The following is an 18815-nucleotide window of genomic DNA, read 5'->3' on the forward strand; positions in this document are numbered from 1 at the left end:
TTATGGAGAAGATATTACGTTAAAAACTGAGACTGTTAATTTCTTAGGAATACAATCTCACAAAGTTCTATTGCATAAGTTCAAGATTCCAAATTAAAAATTTGGGCTTTCACTTAAGTTTCGAAGTTTTAGTAATATCTTCGGAATAATAATTATTAAAATGACTCCAATGTAACAAAAGTTCCATTGGATAAGTTCAAGTTTCCAAATTAAAATTTGGAAACTTGAACTTAAAATCTAGTAATTCTCGGAATATGTTTGTAAGTTTTATTTTTATACCTTAATACATCCTATTTTCTTTTTTATTCATTTGATTTCAATGCATCAATCATATTAACTTTTCTTAACTTAACATGCATAAGTATCATAACTATTACTGTGAAAAGTATAGTTATTAAAGCTGAGAATATATAACTTGATATATGTATCTTAGGATACATCATCATAGTATCTGTTTCTGATGTCCTTATTATGAAGGCATGTAGAATCTTTCCTAAAACTGATCCTGCCAATATTCCTAATAAGGTTAAGATTATATTTTCTCTTAATATATACATTGTAACTTCATCATCAAAAAATCCAAGAACTTTTATGGTTGATAGTTCTCTTATACGCTCAGAGACATTTATATTGTTTAGATTGTATAAAACTATAAAAGCTAATGATCCTGCTGATAATATTATTACTAGCATTACTACATTCATGTTAGCCGCTGACTCTTTAGTTGTCTTTTCTATTTGTGATGTCATTGTTACATTCACAACGTCCTTGCATTCCATAAGTTTTGAGGATATTTCATCTTCATTGATCTTACTCTTATCAAAGTTTATAAGATCTGTGTTGTAGATAGCTTTCTTCCCAAAGACTTTTTCATAATATTCTGGTGACATATACATTGAATGCATAAGATAATTTTCAGCTATCTCCTCTACTTTCACCTCATGAGGATTATTATTTTCATCCTTAAAGGTTATTGTATCTCCAATGGATACCCCTAAAAGTTTTCCTAACTTTTCATTAATAATAACACCCTCATCTGGAATCTCATATTTTTCTCCTGAAGTTCTATCATTTAAAAGTATAAACTCATCTAGCTCACCTTTATTTTCAGGTACATATAGACTAACTGTTTGCTTATTCATTCCTTCTTTGCTAAAGGTTACTGATTCTTGGTGCATTCTTAAATTATTTTCATATCCAGGTAATTCTTTTAAAGTTTCATTATATTTTTCAATCTCTGCTTCTGTAGGATTATCTCCAAAGACTACCATAGCTTCATATTTCCATAACTTATCAAATTGCTTTTCAACCATTCCAGTATTTGAATCCTTAAGTCCAAAACCAGTAACAAGAAGTGCCATACATCCTGCAATACCAAAGATAGTCATAAGCATACGCTGTTTATATCTAAATATATTTCTAAATGTTACCTTTTGATTGAAGTTTAATCTTTTCCAAATTGGTGTAATTCTTTCTAATAATATCTTTTTACCTAGTTTTGGAGCCTTTGGTCTCATAAGATTTGATGGCTTATTTTTAAGCTCAACTCTTACAACAAATAAGGCTGCTCCCACTGTACATAATATTGATATTACTAAAGCTTGAATTGTATAAGATGGATAGTAATAAGTATCTATACTAGGAAGAGCATATACACTTGTATAAGCATTGCTTATTATTTTAGGAAGAATGTTGCTTCCAACTAATATTCCAAGTAGACATCCTAAAATACTTGCTAAGGCTGCATATATTACAAACTTTAAGGAAATTTCAAAATCTTCATATCCTAAAGCCTTCATAGTACCTATTTCTATTCTCTTCTCCTCTACCATTCTTGTCATTGTTGTTAAACAAATTAAGACTGCCACTATAAAGAAAAACACAGGTAATACTGATGCAATGCTATCTAAACTATTAATAGAATCCTTGTATCCTGAATATCCTGGATTATCAGTTCTATCAAATACGTAGTAATTACATTCATCCAAATCATTTAAAGTTGATTTTTCTTTTTCTTCAACTTCTTTTCTTCCTTCTGCTAGTTTTTCCTTATTTTCTTCTATTGCTTTTTGGCCCTCTTTTAACTTTTCTTCTGATTCATCTAACTTCTTCTTTGCCTTTTGAAGTTCTCTTTCTCCTTTAGCTTTTCCTTCCTCAAGAGATTTTTTTCCCTCAGCTAATTCTGCCTTACCCTTTTCTAATTGTTTTTCAGCTTCATAAAGTTTACTTTTACCTTCATTAAATACAGCCACTTGAGTTTCATACTGATTTTTTCCCTCTTGATATTTAGTTATTCCATCTAACAATACTTGTAATTTTGAAGTATTATCATTAATAGATTTAACACTTTTATCTAAAGAATCTGAAAGTCCTAAAGCAATATTTTTGTTTTCTGGATTTTTTTCTAAGCCCTCTATCGCTCCATTTAACTCATTTAATCCTAAGTTAGCTACTATACCTTTCCAGTACTGAATCTTTTCAGCTGGTATTTTTTCATTTCCTGAAAGATTAGTAACTGTAGTTTTTATATCATTAGATAGAGAAATCATTGTTTTAGATAAACTTTTTAGATTTTCTATTTTCTCCTTTAATCCATTTGTACTTTCATCTGGATTAATTCCCTGATTTAAAAATTCTTGTCTACTATTATGAAGGGTAGTTTTTACATCATTTAACTTTGCTTCTCCCTCTTCCATATTAGACTTTTGATTCTTAATTTCAGCCTGCCCTTCTTCTAATTCCTTTTCACTCTTTAGAATATTGGCTTCTCCCTCTTTAATTACCTTTTCAAACTCTAACTTTTTATCACTATATTGTTTTTTTCCTTCTGCTAATTGTGCTTTCCCCTCTTGTAATTCTTTTTCCTTATCTAAAAGTAACTTTTCATTTTCATTTAACTCTTCATAAGCCTTATTAAACTCTTTTTTGGCTTCCTCTTTTATCTCTTCAACTCTTTCTACTTCTCTATTAGAATATAAATCTTCAAGATATTTATTATTCTCTTCCATTAATTCCTTGTACTCATCTCCATAAGCATCAAGACCTTGTATATTCTTAAATCTTACATATATTTCAGTGTAAGCATCCATATTTATATCATTGCTATTTAATATGCCAAAGTAATCAATAGTTCCTTTTCCAACAGTAGTTGATCCTCTTGACTCTTTTTCAATATACATTGGACTTTTTACAATCCCAACGATTTTAAACTTACTTTCTTTAAAGTTCTTCATTGTATTTTCATCAGTCTCAATTATAAAATCATCACCAATTTTTAAGTTTTTATTAAGCTTAAAAGCTCTTTCATCTAAAGCTATTTCACCACTTTTTTCTGGTAACTTACCTTCTAATACAACTAAATTATTTATATTATTTTTTCCATCATACTCCATAAACTTAACCACATTGCTCATATTAGTTAAGTTTGCATCTATACTATGAGTACCATAATAATCTAAAATCTTAGGATCATTCTTAAGTAAATCCAAATCTTTATCACTTAATCCTAAAGTTGAAATAACCTTGCTATCCATAAGATTTTCATTATTATAAAACTTATTTATGGTTTTATTCATATCTGGGCCTGCTGATTTTATTCCAGAGTAAAATGCAACCCCTAAAAATATAATTACCATTATAGAAAAGAATCTGGCTTTTGATGATAGAATTTCTCTTACTATAGACTTTTTATATGCCTTCATGTAAAACTATTCACTCCTACCACTCTATTTCTTCAACTGAGATTGGATTAGAATTAATCTCAATACTTCTAACTTTTGCATCATTAATCTTAATAACCTTGTCAGCCATAGGTGCTATTGCTGAGTTATGAGTTATTATTATTACCGTAGTTCCTATCTTTCTACATGTATCTTGAAGTATTTTTAAAATTTGCTTACCTGTACTATAATCTAAAGCTCCTGTTGGCTCATCACAAAGTAAAAGTTTTGGATTTTTTGCAATAGCTCTAGCTATAGAGACCCTTTGTTGCTCTCCACCAGATAATTGTGCTGGGAAGTTATCTTTTCTATGTCCAAGCCCAACTAACTCTAAAGTTTTCTCAACATCTAAGGCATTATTTGAAATTTGAGTGGCAAGTTCCACATTTTCCTTTGCAGTTAAGTTTTGTACTAAATTATAAAACTGAAATACAAATCCAACATCATATCTTCTATACTTAGTAAGCTCTCTATTACTAAATTTAGATATATCAGTTTCATCAATGATTATTTTACCTTCATCACAGCTATCCATTCCCCCTAAAATATTAAGTGTAGTTGATTTTCCTGCTCCACTAGGTCCTAAAATAACAACAAATTCTCCCTTATCAATAGAAAAATTAATTCCATTATTAGCAACAACTATGTTTTCCCCAATTTTATATCTCTTGTGAACATCTATTACATCTATATATGCCATCTTATTCCTCCCTAAACTAACAATTACATCATAAAAAATTTACTATATACTCAAAGTTATTAAATAGACACTTTGTTCGTTTAATTTTATAATAAATAGTATAAGTTAAGAAAATATGCTAAACAATAATCACATAATTTCTTAACGTTATTAAATACACATTTAAAATCAATTTGTTGATTTAATAACATTTAACAATAAATTATCTAAATTATGTTTTAAGGTAAAATTTATTTTCAAATTTATCTTAAAGACAAGTTTTAATACATAGTAAACACTTTCTTTAAAAATTACGTAAGTCTAAAAATTTCTTTAAAATCAATAACTTTTTAAAATATATAAACTAAAGGAAATATATTGGTATTATATAAATGAGATATTAAAAGGAGATGTATATATGGCTGGTGTTAGCGGAAATCGTAGAACTTTATATACTAAGAAAGTTATTAAGGAAAGCTTAATAGAACTTCTTAAAACTAGAGAAATTCATCAAGTTACTGTTACTGATATTTGTAAAAAAGCTGATATTAATAGGGGAACATTTTATACTCACTATAAAGATGCCTTTGACTTGTTTCAATCTATGGAAGACGAGTTATTCCATCAAATTTTAAAATATATAAAAGAAATTCCCATAGAAGAATATAATAGTTTACTACTTCTTAAGGTACTTAAATTAATTAAGGAAAATAAAGATTTGTGTAAAGTTCTATTTTGCAATCAGAGAGATAGTAGTATATTAAATCGTATTTTAAATATTGCAGATCAAATAGATGTAATGAAGCTATTTAATAATCATAATTTAATAAATAAAACCATTGCTAATTACTATATGAGATATTCTGTTGGAGGGTGTATTTCAATCATTGAAACCTGGTTAGAAAATGATCTTCCTGAATCTCCAGAGGAACTTGTCCAAATAATTAATGGTATAAATCAAATGAGTAGCTAAAATATATTCAAAATAATTGAGACTATAGTAAGCTTTCCATAAAACAAAACTTTCTATAGTCTCAACTAATTTCTATATCTTCTTTATTTATCTGTAATATCCATACTCACAAAGAAGCTCATGGCAACTATTTACTTCCTCATCAGTGAAAAGTTCGTTGTATTTACTTTCAACAATAGTAGCTTCCATAGTAAGATCTAAACGATTTGCCTTTTGTAATTTATCAAAACCATCTGAAACTCTACCTTTACGTAAAATTTCTTGAACTGTTCTCACTCCACCAAACTTCTCTATTGTTAATAAAAGTCTTTTTTGAGGACAACCATACTCTTTCTCTGCTATTTCACATTTCTTAATAAGCTCTTTTTCAAAATTCTTTTCTAATGACATAATCTTTACTCCATTAATTTAATTTCATTTCCCTTATAATACTATATTTATTTATATAATTCTAATATAAATTTAAAATAATAGAGGGAATTATGAGTTTTTTCATAATCCCCTCTTAGTTTTATTATTATTAACTATTTGCTTTCTTATTTATTTTTAATCACCTCTTCTACTTCCTCAATTTCTACAATCTCACAATTACAACTTAAAAGAGTTTTTATTGCCTACAGCATCTAAAAACTCTTTTATAATTTCATTTATTGTATCTTCTGCTTGAGGATATATGCCAAGGTTATCTAAAAATGCATGGTTTACCCCTTCATATCTTATTATTTTTGTTTCTACTCCTGCTTTATGAATAAGCTTACCATAAGCTTCTCCCTGTACTCTTAAATAATCGTATTCAGAAACTACAATTAATGTTTTTTTAGCCTTTGAAAGGTTTTTATTAAATATTGGTGATAAGTCTTCTCTTCTAGGATCTAACTCTCTTTGTATGTAAAGCTTTTGCACTAAATCCTCACAATTTCTCAAAGAATTAATAAAATTATATATTTTTTCTTCCTTATATGGATTCTCATATAAATCTATATCCCAATTAAAAAATGGATTTTTCTCTACAAAAGTAACTACAGGATATACAAGCCCTTGAAACTTTATATTTGAATTTTCATTAGCCACAATTGTTGCTAAATTAGCCCCTGCACTCTCCCCTACTATTCCTATTTTATTTTTATCTATTCCATATAAAAAATTATTTTCTTCAATATATTCAACAACTTTTCTACAATCATTTAATCCTAGAGGATATGGATTTTCTGGTGCTAAAGAATAATCAACACTTATTACAACTCCATTAATCCCCTCAGCTATAAGTTTACAGGGATTTTCAGAAACATCTAAGCTTCCCCCAATAAAAGCACCTCCATGTATATAAACTATACATGGTAAATTTTCTTTTAATCCTTCTTTCTTATAAACTCTGCAATTAACTCCATTTATATTTTCTTTACTCATCAATATATTACTTTTGCAGAGATTTAAATTTAATAATCCCATATTATCTCTCATATCTCCAACTGCTTCCCCTGCAAATACATAAGGATTTCCTGATCTTTTAGGTCTTTTGTACTCATAAAAATATTTAATTCTTCTATCTATTCTTGTCTCTTCAACTGGATCTGGTATTGGCTTAACTAAAATATCAATACCATCTTCATTAATAAACCTTGAATTCTCATTCATGGCTTTTATTAAATCACTTTGGCTCATGTGGTCAAGCTCAAAAGGTTTAAGTCTTTCTACAATATAATCTAAAAAAATATTTTCTACCATATATTCTTCTAATTCTTTATCATAATTAATCTCTTTCTTATCTTTAGAAACATCTAGTCTCTTTTCAACAATTTTGTCTAAATCTAAATATCCATCTAAAAATGTACTATTTCTAATCCAAGAGTTTATCTCATTTCTTACATACTCTAAACTTTTATTTTCACCACTAAATGGAGGTATTGTTGTAAATATAATTCTAGCCCTATTTTTATGAGCAATCTCTATTACTCTTACAAATCTTTTTATAATTAGATTTAAAATTTCATAATCTTCTTTTAATTTATTGCTCTCTAACCTAATTAAGTCATTAATACTATTTACAACTAAAATTAAATTAGCATTATTCTTATTGAAAACCTCTTCATCAAATCTATCAGATAATACTTTTTCAAATTTTATTTCTGAATTATCAGTGCCATAATATTTATGCAATCTTTTTAAAATTCTTAGAGATAAATAAGAATTTTCATCTACTTCTTTTCCCCAAAGTACTAGGTTTCTAACTCCTTGTTCAGTATTAAAATTTACTTTAGCTATTCCAGTTAAGTTTTCCTCTGTTCCTTTAATCCCATTAAAATTCTTTAAATTTTTGTCCATCTAACCTCATATCCTCTCTTTATAAATAAAACTAATAACCTTTTAAATTATTTAACCACCTTAAAACTATTTTATTATACCCGTTTAGTTAAAGATGATTTTTTAGCACTATACTTAAGTCTTACGATTAATTTATTATAACTAATCTTTATTTAAGTATAATAAAAAACTGTACCAAAACTCAATTATAAAACCTATAAATTATACTTATAAAAATTTTTATTATCATAATATATAGGTTTTATTAAATTGTTTTGATACAGTACTTTTAAATGAAATATTGATATGAAAATTTTAAATTTGTATAACTATAAATTCTTAATAGTTTTAACCCACTATCTAAATATAACTATTTAAGATATAAGAAACTACTTAAAATCTTATAAACTCTATTTCTATATAATTTTTTAATCTCTTTTATATAATTATCTTAAAATTTAATAACAATAAATTAATTGAGATATCTAAATAAGATTCTAAGTTCAATAAATTAAACTTGAAACTTAATAATACTCTTATTATCTTTCACTTTCAATCAAAGTTTTCATAGTTTCCTTTGTCATTGCACCTGGAATATATTTAGTTATATATCCTTCCTTATTTATAATGAAAGTTGATGGAAAAGCATTTATTCCATATTGATAAACCATAGATCCATTTTCATCAAGTACAACTGGGAATACATGATTTTCTTCTTTCAAGAAATTCTTTATATGTTCCTCTGAACCTTCTCTTCCTAAATTAGGTGAAGCTACTCCAAGGATTACAACATCATCTTTATTTTCATTGTATTCTTTGTAAAGCTCATCTATATAAGGCATTTCTCCTCTACATGGAGGGCACCAAGTTGCCCAAAAATTTAAGAATATAGTTTTTCCTTTATATTCACTAAGAGTATGTTTATTTCCATATTGATCATATAAAGTAAAATCTATTGGAAGAATTTTATTTTCCTCTTCTTGCTTCTTATTGTTACTTTCATTTTTACTATCTTTATTTACACTTTCGCTCTTATTTATCTGAGGATTATTATTAATCTTTATCTCATTATTCATATTTCTTATTCCACCTACAAGCATTATTAAACCAGCTATTATAATGAAAATTCCACTAATCTTCTTAATTAAGTCCATATGCTTCTTTATTCCATCGAACTTTTTGAATAATTTACCATAGAATAATGATGCTATTATAAATGGTAATATAAAACCAATTGTATAAACTAGTATTAATAAGTTAGACATTAATAAATTTTTTGAACTTGATGCCATTACAAGCACTGATGCTAATATAGGCCCTATACATGGTGTCCATCCAAAACTAAATGTAAATCCTAACACAAAGGCTGATAATGGTGACATATTCTTATATTTAAAATTCAATCTTTTTTCTCTGTTTAATATATTTAAGTTTATTACACCTAAATAAAATAAGCCCATAAATAATATAATAACTCCACCTAAAATCATTATAATATTCTTATTAGTATTAAAGAATGAGCTTAAAGCACTTATTGATGAACCTAATATAAAAAATGTAGTTGATATTCCTAAAGTAAAGAATAATGTGTTTCTTATTAAAACACCACTTTTGAAATTAGAATCCCTTATATCCTCTACACTACTATTAGATAACATACTTAAGTATATTGGTAGTATTGGCAATATACACGGCGAGAAAATTGATAAGATTCCCTCTATAAAAACAATAAAGAAATTAATATTTTCCACTAAACCTTTCCCCCTTTATTTCTACTTATCCCTCACAGGATAAATTTATGTTTCCCCAAGATATCATCTTCTCTAAAATAGGTAATAACAACATCCCAGATTCACTTAAATAATAAGTTGATTCAACTATATTATTTATAGTTTTTTTATCATTAATTATTATGTTATTTTCCATTAATAATTCTAATTGTTGACTTAGCATTTTTTTGCTACATCCCTTTAATAATCTTTGTAATTCTCCAAACCTAACCTTATTATCTTTAATTCCCCATATTATCTCAGCAACCCACTTTCTTCCTAAAATATTTGATAAGGCTTCAACTGGACACTCATAAGTATCATTCTCTACTTTATACATTTTTATCCTCCTCAATTCCTTATAAAACATAATTAAAATTTAACCTTAAATTACTAAAAGTATATGTAAATATTATGAATTTATTTTAAATAAGTCCATATATTACTTATGGCCTTGTATTAGCTATTAGTTAAATTTGATAAATTAACTTCTTCCTAAAACAAAGCCATATTTACTAATTAAATCAATATCTTTATTAAATTTAATTATATAATATATTTCAAAGTAGTTTCGACTAAGTAGATTAAAAAATATCTTAATTCCCTAAAAGACTATCCAAAATAAATATTTATATAACTTAATAAGTAATTATAATGTTTTTTCTATCATCTCTTTTAATAAATTTTTAGGTACAAATCCTACATTTGTAGTAATCTCTTCTCCATTTTTAAATATTTTTATTGTTGGTATATTTTTAACTCCATATTCAGAAGCCTTATCCGAATTTTCATCTATATCTATTTTAACTATTTTTACATTCTTCATTTCATCTTGTACTTCATCCAAAACTGGTGCTAGCATTTTACAAGGGCCACACCAAGTTGCAAAGAAATCAACAACGACTACTCCTTCTTCATTTATTACTTCCTTTTCAAATTCATCTTGATTTATATGTTTTACCATTTTCATGCCTCCATTTTTAAATTCATATTTCATTTCTAAAACAGAATCTCTTTAATCTCTAACTTAATTCTATCAACATATAATTTTTTAACAATTAGGCACTTTTTAGTTACCACTTAAATTTAATGTGATATAATACACATTAAATAAAGGAGGTGTTTTTCTTGAAGGTAAATAATACATTCAGTTATAAATCATCTTGCTCCTTGCAAAGATTACTAAAAGTAAGCTATGCTTTGTTTGGAGCCTAATGTATTGAGTTAGCTGAATATAAATTAGGTTCTGTGACACATAGCTTTTAGTATTCTTTGCTTTAATAATATTACGTAAATTAAAGGAGCAAGGAAATGAAATATGTAAAAGCACAAGATGTGTTACCAGAGGAAATCATTGAAATATTACAAAAATATGTGGATGGAAAATATCTTTATATTCCAAGAAAGAATGAAAATCAAAAGGCTTGGGGTGAAAACAGTGGAATAAGAAAAAGCCTTAATGCTAGAAACACTGAAATATTCAAAAAATATAAAGACGGAACCTCCATAAATACTCTTGCAAAAGAGTACTTTCTTTCTGAGAAAAGTATAAGAAGAATTATAAGTGATAAAAAGAAACTATGCTCATAATCATTACAGAATTAATTATTAGATTGAATACTTATTTTAAAAGATGTTATTATCTCATTAAAGCAGTACTTAAAGTAATAACATCTAAATTTAAAACAAGCTATTAAATAATATGATTATGAATATATTACATTTTAAATATAGATGATTATTATTTCTCTACTTTGAGTAATAATAATCATTTTTTATTTTAGTTATTATTTAATTTTATCTATGAATTTAATAGTTAATATATAATATAAAAAATCAAATTTCTAAAAGGAGGTATATTTTAATGAAACCTTTTATAAAAAAAGAAGATTTTAATTTTATAAAAAAATGCATCACTGATTTACATGGTACTCTAAGAAACTGTACTGACCCTAATATTATAGAAACAAATAAAGCATATATAAATGAAAAAATATTAAGTAGATTTTCAGAATTATCTAATGAAGAAAAAGAATTAATTGATATTAATAAAATAACTGATCCACTACATATTGATAAATATTTAGAGGATTTAAATGAATATGTCTATGGAATGACTGCTATTAAAAGCAATACAATTACTAAATTATTTAGAAAAGAAAAAAAATTAAAAATTCCTAATTTAGACTTTGAAAGCTCAAAAAAAGTTTACTTAGGATGGATTGATGAGGGAAGTAGAAAATTATTTATAGCATATAACTTAAATGGTAAGCTTACTGGTATGGCATGTAAAATACCAAGCTATAATTCAAGCAATAATCACATTTGTACTCTTTGTAACCATATTGGAAATGATACTGAAGTAGCATTTGTTTCAGCACTCTGCAAAACTTCTAATCCAGAGCAAGGAACTTATAGATCAATAGGTTTTGATATTTGTCTAGACAGTGAAAAATGTAATGAAAGAATTACTTCAACTGATAAGCTTGAAAAACTTTTGAAAGATGTTAATAATATTAAGAAATAATTGAAATCTTACAAAGTGTAATATTGATAATATCAAAAAATAACCTAAGGCTTATAATACTTACCTTAGGTTGTTTTCATGTTTGTTTCAAGATGATATTTTCTATTTTAAATATTAATTAAATAACTTTATATGTTTTATTTATCATAAAATAAAGGTTATGCTTCTATATTATCCTTTTGAATTTTATAGTATGCAATAAAACCTATTATACACCATACTATTAAAGCTATTAAAGATTCTTTAGACAAGGCTGCTGGTGAAATAGGTAAAATTAATAAAAGCATAAAAATTATACTTATTACCACTCCTATTCCTGCTAAAATTTTATCTTTAGTGTTTTTAGATTCTTTTAAAACTATAAAGGAAACATAAAAATATGCAACTGATGCTCCTAAAGAGGACATATCTACAATCCAAATTATTGCTTGTCTCCCAAACCAAGGGGCTATTAAACTTACTATAGTTATGAAAATTATAGCATTGCTAAAGACGCCATTTTTATTTATCTTTCCCATCTTAGAAGGAAGCATTTTATAATTTGCTATAGACCCTAATAATTTAGAACTACAAATCATAAATCCATTTATTCCACTCCATACAGCGGCAGTTAAAGCTATTATAAGTAAAAAGAAGGCCCCTTTGCCTAAAGTACTCAATACAGCACTTCCTGCTGCCCATTCTAAAGAACTTGCTTGTTCTGGTGAATACGCTAAGGCAGTTATAATATTTAATATATTATAAATTAATGCACCCATAACTAAGGAAATCACTGCTACCCTTGATGCCTTTTTCTTAGAAAAGTTTAACTCTTTACTTAATTGTGGAATAGCATCAAAGCCTATAAAAGCAAAAGGTGTTATGGCAAATACTTTTATTATTTGACTTAAATCAAAAGAATATTTATTAATATATGTATTAATAAAATCTATCCTGTTTCCCTTAATTATCATGCCAACTAAAACAATAAAAGTCATTGATATTAAGCTAAAAATTATTAAGTTCTGAACTTTACTTGTTTTCTTTATTCCATTTAAATTTAATGCTGCAAAAGCAATTATTATTATACTTGATGTTAATATTTCTCCTAGATAAATATTATATCCAGCTACATTATATAAATAACCAAATTCTAAAATCCCACCAAATATCTTCTTGATTACAAGTGGAAATGCAGTTGCATTTAATGGAATCATTGTAAAATAAGCCAAAGTTAAAAACCATCCAACAATAAATCCATGTTTTTTTCCTAAATTATTATAAGTAAAAGAGAACTCTCCTCCCTCTTCATCGTGAGTTTGCATCATTATTAAATAGTTTTTTTCAATAATAATTATACATATTACCCCTAAAAAGAGACCTAAGAAAGTATTTATTACCCCAGACTCCTTTAAAAATTTAGTTCCAGGTAGCATAAATGATCCCCATCCAATTATGGCTCCCAAAACTATAGAAAATATATCTATTCTACTTAGTTTAATTTCTTTCATCATTATCTCCATTCATTTAAGAAAATAAAGCTATAATTAGTTTTATTTTATATTAACCAATTATAGCTTTTTAAACTATTTTTTATCTCTATTTATTATTAACTTCTACTTTGCAGCACTTATTTCCCATAATCTTTTTATAAACTATATTTCCTAAAACTCCTCCTGCTACTAGGAATACAAGGAATATCCAACCTGATAATGAAAGGTTAGCTATTGGTGTATAAAGTGCTCCTACGTTACATCCATTTGATAATCTTGTTCCAAATCCCATGGCAAAACCACCAACTATGTATAATAAAGCTTCTTTAAAGCTTATTTGTAAACCAGCTTTGAAAGTTTTCTTGAAACTTCCAGCTAAAAGTAATGCAACTAATGTTCCTAATATTATACCAAAGTTTTGTACATTCATTCCATTTGAGAAAAATGGAGCTGTAAACATTTCTACTGGTTTTCCTGCAAAAGTTGCTACACTCTCTGGTGAAACTCCAACAGCTACAAGTGCTCTACCAAACCAGAATCCATAAGGTGTTGATGCTCCCCATCCGGCTTTAGTTACTCCCATTAATAGTATGAATATACCACCTATTACTAAAGCTCCAGTAGCAAGTGTCCATGGTCTTACAAATAACTTTTCATATGTAGCTTCACTAAATAATTTAAATTCACCTTTTTCTTCATGTTTCTTTTCTTGAAGAATTTCTGTGTCAACTCCAGTATAAGTATTATTTGCTTTTCTCTTTTCTTCATATAACTTTGCTACCCAAATTGTTAAGCAAGCTAAGATAATAGTTACTATTATTGCTCCTAAATATCCTTCTAAACCATCCCATTTAAATAAGTCTGGTAAGAATACACCATTTTCAAATGTTCCTGTAGATATCATTGTATCTTTTACCCAAGATGCTGAGTTTTGAACTGGGAATCCTAAATATACTCCCATTCCAAAGAATATTAATGTTATGAAAGCACGTGGTAATCCTGTTACTACGTCAGTAAGAACCCCTGATGCACAACAACTAGAGAATGCCATACCAAATCCGAACAATAATCCACCTAATATAAGTCCTAAGTTAATTGGATTAACCCATAAGTCATACTCTGTAGGGTCTTGTCCTATAAAGAAACAAACACTTACTATTGCTGTTCCTACGAATAATATCATTAACATTCTCATTAATTTTGTAGATCCTGTCTTATAACTTCTGTTTACTCCACCAGCAAATCCAAAGAATGATCTTGTAAGGGCATATCCTAATCCTAAACCTGCAAGTAATCTAAAAAATAGCATTGAACTACCAAGATTAATTTTACCTATTATTATTATTGCTGCTAGTAATATGAATCCAATAATATATTCCGTATATTTCTTCAACTTAATTCCCCCTATTAATTTGTTAATTAACAAACTATTTTATTTTTAATAATATTATTTTTTATCATGGTGTTTTAAAATTAATTAAAACACCATGTATTTACTCTAATTAAAATTATATTCTGTAACTATAGGCTCTCTATCTTGAACTTTATCATTATAGTATTCATAGAAGCTTATTCCCATGAATCCACCTGATACATTATAAATGTTATCAAATCCTAAATGTTGTAATGCTAAACATGCATTATAACTTCTTTGAGCACTTCTACAATGTAAATAAACTGGTCTATCAGTTGGTATTTCATCTAATCTATCTCTTATTTCACTTAAAGGAAGATTTTTGGCTCCTTTTATATGTCCTGCTTCATATTCACTTACTTCTCTAACGTCTATTATACATGCTCCACTTTCAACTAAATCCCTTACCTCATGTACATAAACTTGTTTAAATGTTCCTTCTAAAAGATTTGATGCAACTAATGCAGCATGATTTACTACATCCTTAGCTGTTCCGAAAGGAGGGGCATAACAAAGCTCTAAATCTTTTAAATCTTCTACAGTTCCACCCATTTTTATTAAGGTAGCTATTATATCAACTCTCTTATCTGCATTTCCTTTACCAATTGCTTGTGCTCCTAAAATTCTTCCTGTTGGAACTTCAAATATTAATTTAAAATGTAATGGCTCACTTCCTGGCATTAATCCTACCTTGTCTTGAGGTATAACCCTTACAACATCATAGTTTAAGCTTAAATTCATAGCTTTTATTTGACCTTCTGTTAAGCCTGTTGAAGCTCCATTATAATCAAATATTTGAACACAGGATGAACCTATATATCCACTATTTCTTGATGGTCTTCCATGTATATGATCTGCTACTGCTCTCGCTTGTTTTTGTGCGGGTCCCGCTAATGGTAATCTAGATATTGAGTTTGTTAATGAATTATAAACTTCCACAGCATCTCCAACTGCATAGATATCCTTATCATTAGTTAAATAATTTTGGTTAACTTTTATTGCTCCAGTTTGTCCAATTTCTAAACCAGCTTCCCTAGCTAAATCTGTTTCAGGTGCAACTCCTATAGCCATAACAACTGCATCTGAATTTATTTTCTTTCCTGATTCTAATACTACTTTTCCACTTTCAAAAGAGCTTACTTTATCTCCAACTATTAAATTTACGCCCTTATCATACATTTCTTTATGTAAAACTTGAACCATATCATAATCAAATGGCTTCATTATTTGATCCATTGCTTCTATTAAAGTTACGTTATATCCAGCTTCATGTAAATTCTCTGCAACTTCAACTCCTATAAATCCTCCACCTATTACTGATATGTTCTTACTATTATTATCCTTTATAAAAGAATCTAATTTTGCTATATCCACAACATTTCTCACTGTAAACACATTAACATCTTCAATTCCTTTTATTGGTGGTACTATAGCCTTTGCTCCTGGTGAAAGAACTAGCTTATCATAGCTTTCAGTATATTCTTGTCCACTTACTACATTTCTTACTGTTACTTCTTTAGCTTTTCTATTAATTGATACTACTTCTGTATAAACTCTCGCATCAATTCTATATTGGCTATAAAATTTTTCAGGAGTCATAAGAACTAAATCTTCATGATTTTCAACTTTTCCACTTAAATAGTATGGTAGACAACAGTTTGAAAAGGATACGTGAGGCCCTCTTTCAAACATTATTATTTGATTGTTTTCATCTAATCTTCTAAGTCTTGCTGCTGTTGAAGCTCCACCTGCTACTCCTCCAACAATAACTATCTTTTTACTCATTATATTTCCACCTTTCTTAGTGAATATCTAAACAAATTTTCTTTGTTAAATTTTTATCTAACATGTGCATAATTTAATTACCTCTACTTGATAGTATCATATAACTAGGTTTATACCATAATAAAAGTATGTTATACTTAATAACACTTTGTTATACACCTTGCTTTAAACAAAGAATTTACTTTAAAATTGATTTATATAATACTATTTATTTTTTAATGTTAATTATTTTAACAAACTAAACTTTTAAAATTATCTAAAAAACTTCATTATTTTTATATAAAAGTATGAAATAATAAAAAGACTACCTTTAATATAAATAGTAAAACAATATTTAGGAGGTGAACTCATGAATTTAACTTATCTTAGATCTTTCTATACAACAGTTAAGTGTAATAGTATTTCTAAAGCTGCGAAACAATTGCATTTAACTCAGCCAGGAGTTAGTATGCAAATTCAAAAACTTGAAAATGATATAAATTTTAAACTTTTAAATAGAAGTAATACAGGAGTAAGTTTAACAAGTGCTGGTGAAATAATCTTTGAATTTGCTGAATCAATGTTATCCATAGAAGATAACTTACAAAAAAAATTAGATGAATTAAAAAATATTAATTCAAAACTTATTATTTCTTGTTGTAAAAGTTTAGGTGAGCATGTAATGCCTTGCAGTATATATACATTTAAAGAAATTCATTATAAGACTGATATCTCTATGGAAATAGATAATACCTCAGATATATTAAAAAAATTAACTAATCATGAAACAAATATAGGCATTATTCAAGGTAAACCTAGTGATTGTAAAAACTTAGAACTTATTCCATTGATGGCTGATAATCTAGTTTTAGTTGGTGGTAGAAATACTTCATTTAAATCAGTAAATGTTGAAGAACTTTATAAACTTCCTTTAATAACAAGAGAAGATGGATCAGCTAATAAATTATTAGTAGAATCAAGCTTAAAGAAAAATAAAATTAATATAGATAATCTTAATTTTGTTTTATCACTTAATTCTCCTCAATCAATAAAATCTTCTGTATCTTTTGGACAAGGATATTCATTTTTACCTGCAATTTCTTTAAACCATGAATTGAGAAGTGGTGAATTAAAGAAAATCGATATAAATGATTTAACACTTCCTTTCCAATACTATATTGCACTTAGAAAAAACTATAAATTAGATTATTATGAACAAAAATTTGTAGATTTTCTAACCTCAAAAAAAAGATGCTTTTGCTATTAAATAAAAACATCTTTTCAGATAAATAAAAAAAGTTACGCCATTATTTAAAAGAACTTATAGTATAATTAAGAATAATTCTTAATTATTAAAATATATTTATCATAAAATTGTGTAAACTATGTAAAAAGATATATTTAAAATCATATTTTTTATTATTTAATTATAAAAAGTCAAGGCAAGTTTAATTTAGCTTACCTTGACTTTTATTTGATTCCTTATTCATCTGATAACTTAAAATCATCTAACTCTAAAGATAAATACATATAGTTTCCCTCTGATATAATTTCTCCATGTTTAACTCTTAATTCTTTTTTAAAAAGTGGACCACCTATAACTGTTGTATGAAATTCACCTGCTTCACCACAAGGATCAATTCCTCTTTCTTCTAACTCTTTAATATAAGCAAAAGTAAGAACCCTTCCAAGGTCTTCTTTTTTCATTCCTTTATTTAGGTTAACAGTAACAATTTTTGTTACAAAGCCTAAATTTATAAATTCTTCTACTACTTCTTTATGATTCTTTCTCCAAAGTGGCATACCTAGTCCAAGTCCAATACTACTAGTAACCCTTTCGTGCCAACATTCCTCTTCTGGAACATCAATATCCCCTGTAACAAGCACTTCTGCCCCTAAATCTTTTGCTTCTTTTAATTTCTTAACAAAATTTTTTTCATAGTCCTCCCAATTTGTAGCTGCTGTAAACAAAGGTAATCCAATAGCCTCTGCTTGTGCTTTCAATACAGATGGAAATAGACTATGTGCTCTTGATCTCTCTCCATCTTCCTCCATCATTACAATTATCCCTAAAGCCTTTCCTTCTTGCATAGCTTTATATAAAGCTAAAGTACTATCTTTACCCCCACTATATGATGCTACAAACTTTTTATTCTTTGCACCATTACTCCATTTTTTCATACTTTACTAATGCTAC

The 18815-nt window shown here is 27.3% G+C and carries 15 protein-coding genes; 4 read left to right on the forward strand and 11 right to left on the reverse strand.

Annotation, left to right across the window (positions count from 1 at the left end):
* Nucleotides 1-302: 302 nt before the first annotated feature.
* Both I6G60_RS12670 and I6G60_RS12675 read right to left on the reverse strand, forming a co-directional pair.
* Nucleotides 303-3701, reverse strand: coding sequence for an FtsX-like permease family protein (locus I6G60_RS12670; RefSeq protein WP_004458222.1), 3399 nt, complete (start codon nt 3699-3701; stop codon nt 303-305).
* A 16-nt stretch (nt 3702-3717) separates the two neighbouring features.
* Nucleotides 3718-4419, reverse strand: coding sequence for an ABC transporter ATP-binding protein (locus I6G60_RS12675; protein WP_003457044.1), 702 nt, complete (start codon nt 4417-4419; stop codon nt 3718-3720).
* A gap of 397 nt (nt 4420-4816) precedes the next feature.
* Here I6G60_RS12675 and I6G60_RS12680 point away from each other — a divergent pair, with 397 nt between their 5' ends.
* A complete protein-coding gene (locus I6G60_RS12680) occupies nt 4817-5371 on the forward strand; it encodes a TetR/AcrR family transcriptional regulator (protein WP_111744071.1) in 555 nt (184 codons plus the stop codon).
* An 87-nt stretch (nt 5372-5458) separates the two neighbouring features.
* Here I6G60_RS12680 and I6G60_RS12685 read toward each other — a convergent pair whose 3' ends face one another.
* From I6G60_RS12685 to trxA, 5 genes are all read right to left on the reverse strand, one after another.
* Nucleotides 5459-5761, reverse strand: a complete 303-nt coding sequence (locus I6G60_RS12685) for a hypothetical protein (protein WP_003477055.1) — start codon at nt 5759-5761, stop codon at nt 5459-5461.
* 198 nt (nt 5762-5959) lie between these two features.
* On the reverse strand, nt 5960-7693 hold the full coding sequence (locus tag I6G60_RS12690; protein ID WP_111744070.1) for an alpha/beta hydrolase fold domain-containing protein: 1734 nt from the start codon (nt 7691-7693) through the stop codon (nt 5960-5962).
* Nucleotides 7694-8211: 518 nt separating this feature from the next.
* Nucleotides 8212-9423 (reverse strand): cytochrome c biogenesis protein/redoxin, encoded by a 1212-nt coding sequence (locus I6G60_RS12695; protein ID WP_057230878.1) that lies wholly within the window; start codon nt 9421-9423, stop codon nt 8212-8214.
* Between the two features lie 25 nt (nt 9424-9448).
* Nucleotides 9449-9781 (reverse strand): winged helix-turn-helix transcriptional regulator, encoded by a 333-nt coding sequence (locus I6G60_RS12700; protein WP_003457093.1) that lies wholly within the window; start codon nt 9779-9781, stop codon nt 9449-9451.
* A 309-nt stretch (nt 9782-10090) separates the two neighbouring features.
* Nucleotides 10091-10405, reverse strand: a complete 315-nt coding sequence (gene trxA / locus I6G60_RS12705; protein WP_111744069.1) for a thioredoxin — start codon at nt 10403-10405, stop codon at nt 10091-10093.
* A gap of 347 nt (nt 10406-10752) precedes the next feature.
* Between trxA and I6G60_RS12710 the strand changes: the two genes are divergently transcribed.
* Entirely contained in the window at nt 10753-11031 is a 279-nt protein-coding gene (locus I6G60_RS12710) for a CD3324 family protein (protein WP_003461479.1), read from the forward strand.
* Between the two features lie 274 nt (nt 11032-11305).
* Nucleotides 11306-11968 (forward strand): FusB/FusC family EF-G-binding protein, encoded by a 663-nt coding sequence (locus tag I6G60_RS12715; protein ID WP_057230875.1) that lies wholly within the window; start codon nt 11306-11308, stop codon nt 11966-11968.
* 158 nt (nt 11969-12126) lie between these two features.
* Here the strand turns inward: I6G60_RS12715 and I6G60_RS12720 are convergent, their stop codons facing one another.
* From I6G60_RS12720 to I6G60_RS12730, 3 genes are all read right to left on the reverse strand, one after another.
* Nucleotides 12127-13458, reverse strand: coding sequence for an APC family permease (locus tag I6G60_RS12720; RefSeq protein WP_003468932.1), 1332 nt, complete (start codon nt 13456-13458; stop codon nt 12127-12129).
* A gap of 88 nt (nt 13459-13546) precedes the next feature.
* Nucleotides 13547-14833, reverse strand: a complete 1287-nt coding sequence (locus I6G60_RS12725) for a YeeE/YedE family protein (protein ID WP_003453134.1) — start codon at nt 14831-14833, stop codon at nt 13547-13549.
* Between the two features lie 105 nt (nt 14834-14938).
* On the reverse strand, nt 14939-16639 hold the full coding sequence (locus I6G60_RS12730) for an FAD-dependent oxidoreductase (protein ID WP_003472186.1): 1701 nt from the start codon (nt 16637-16639) through the stop codon (nt 14939-14941).
* Between the two features lie 349 nt (nt 16640-16988).
* Between I6G60_RS12730 and I6G60_RS12735 the strand changes: the two genes are divergently transcribed.
* On the forward strand, nt 16989-17885 hold the full coding sequence (locus I6G60_RS12735) for a LysR family transcriptional regulator (protein WP_110016317.1): 897 nt from the start codon (nt 16989-16991) through the stop codon (nt 17883-17885).
* Between the two features lie 215 nt (nt 17886-18100).
* On the opposite strand, the gene I6G60_RS12740 is transcribed toward I6G60_RS12735, so the two are convergent.
* Nucleotides 18101-18799, reverse strand: a complete 699-nt coding sequence (locus I6G60_RS12740) for a Dph6-related ATP pyrophosphatase (protein ID WP_003461624.1) — start codon at nt 18797-18799, stop codon at nt 18101-18103.
* Nucleotides 18800-18815: the final 16 nt, after the last annotated feature.

Source organism: Clostridium perfringens (assembly GCF_016027375.1).
Taxonomy (GTDB): Bacteria; Bacillota; Clostridia; order Clostridiales; family Clostridiaceae; genus Sarcina; species Sarcina perfringens.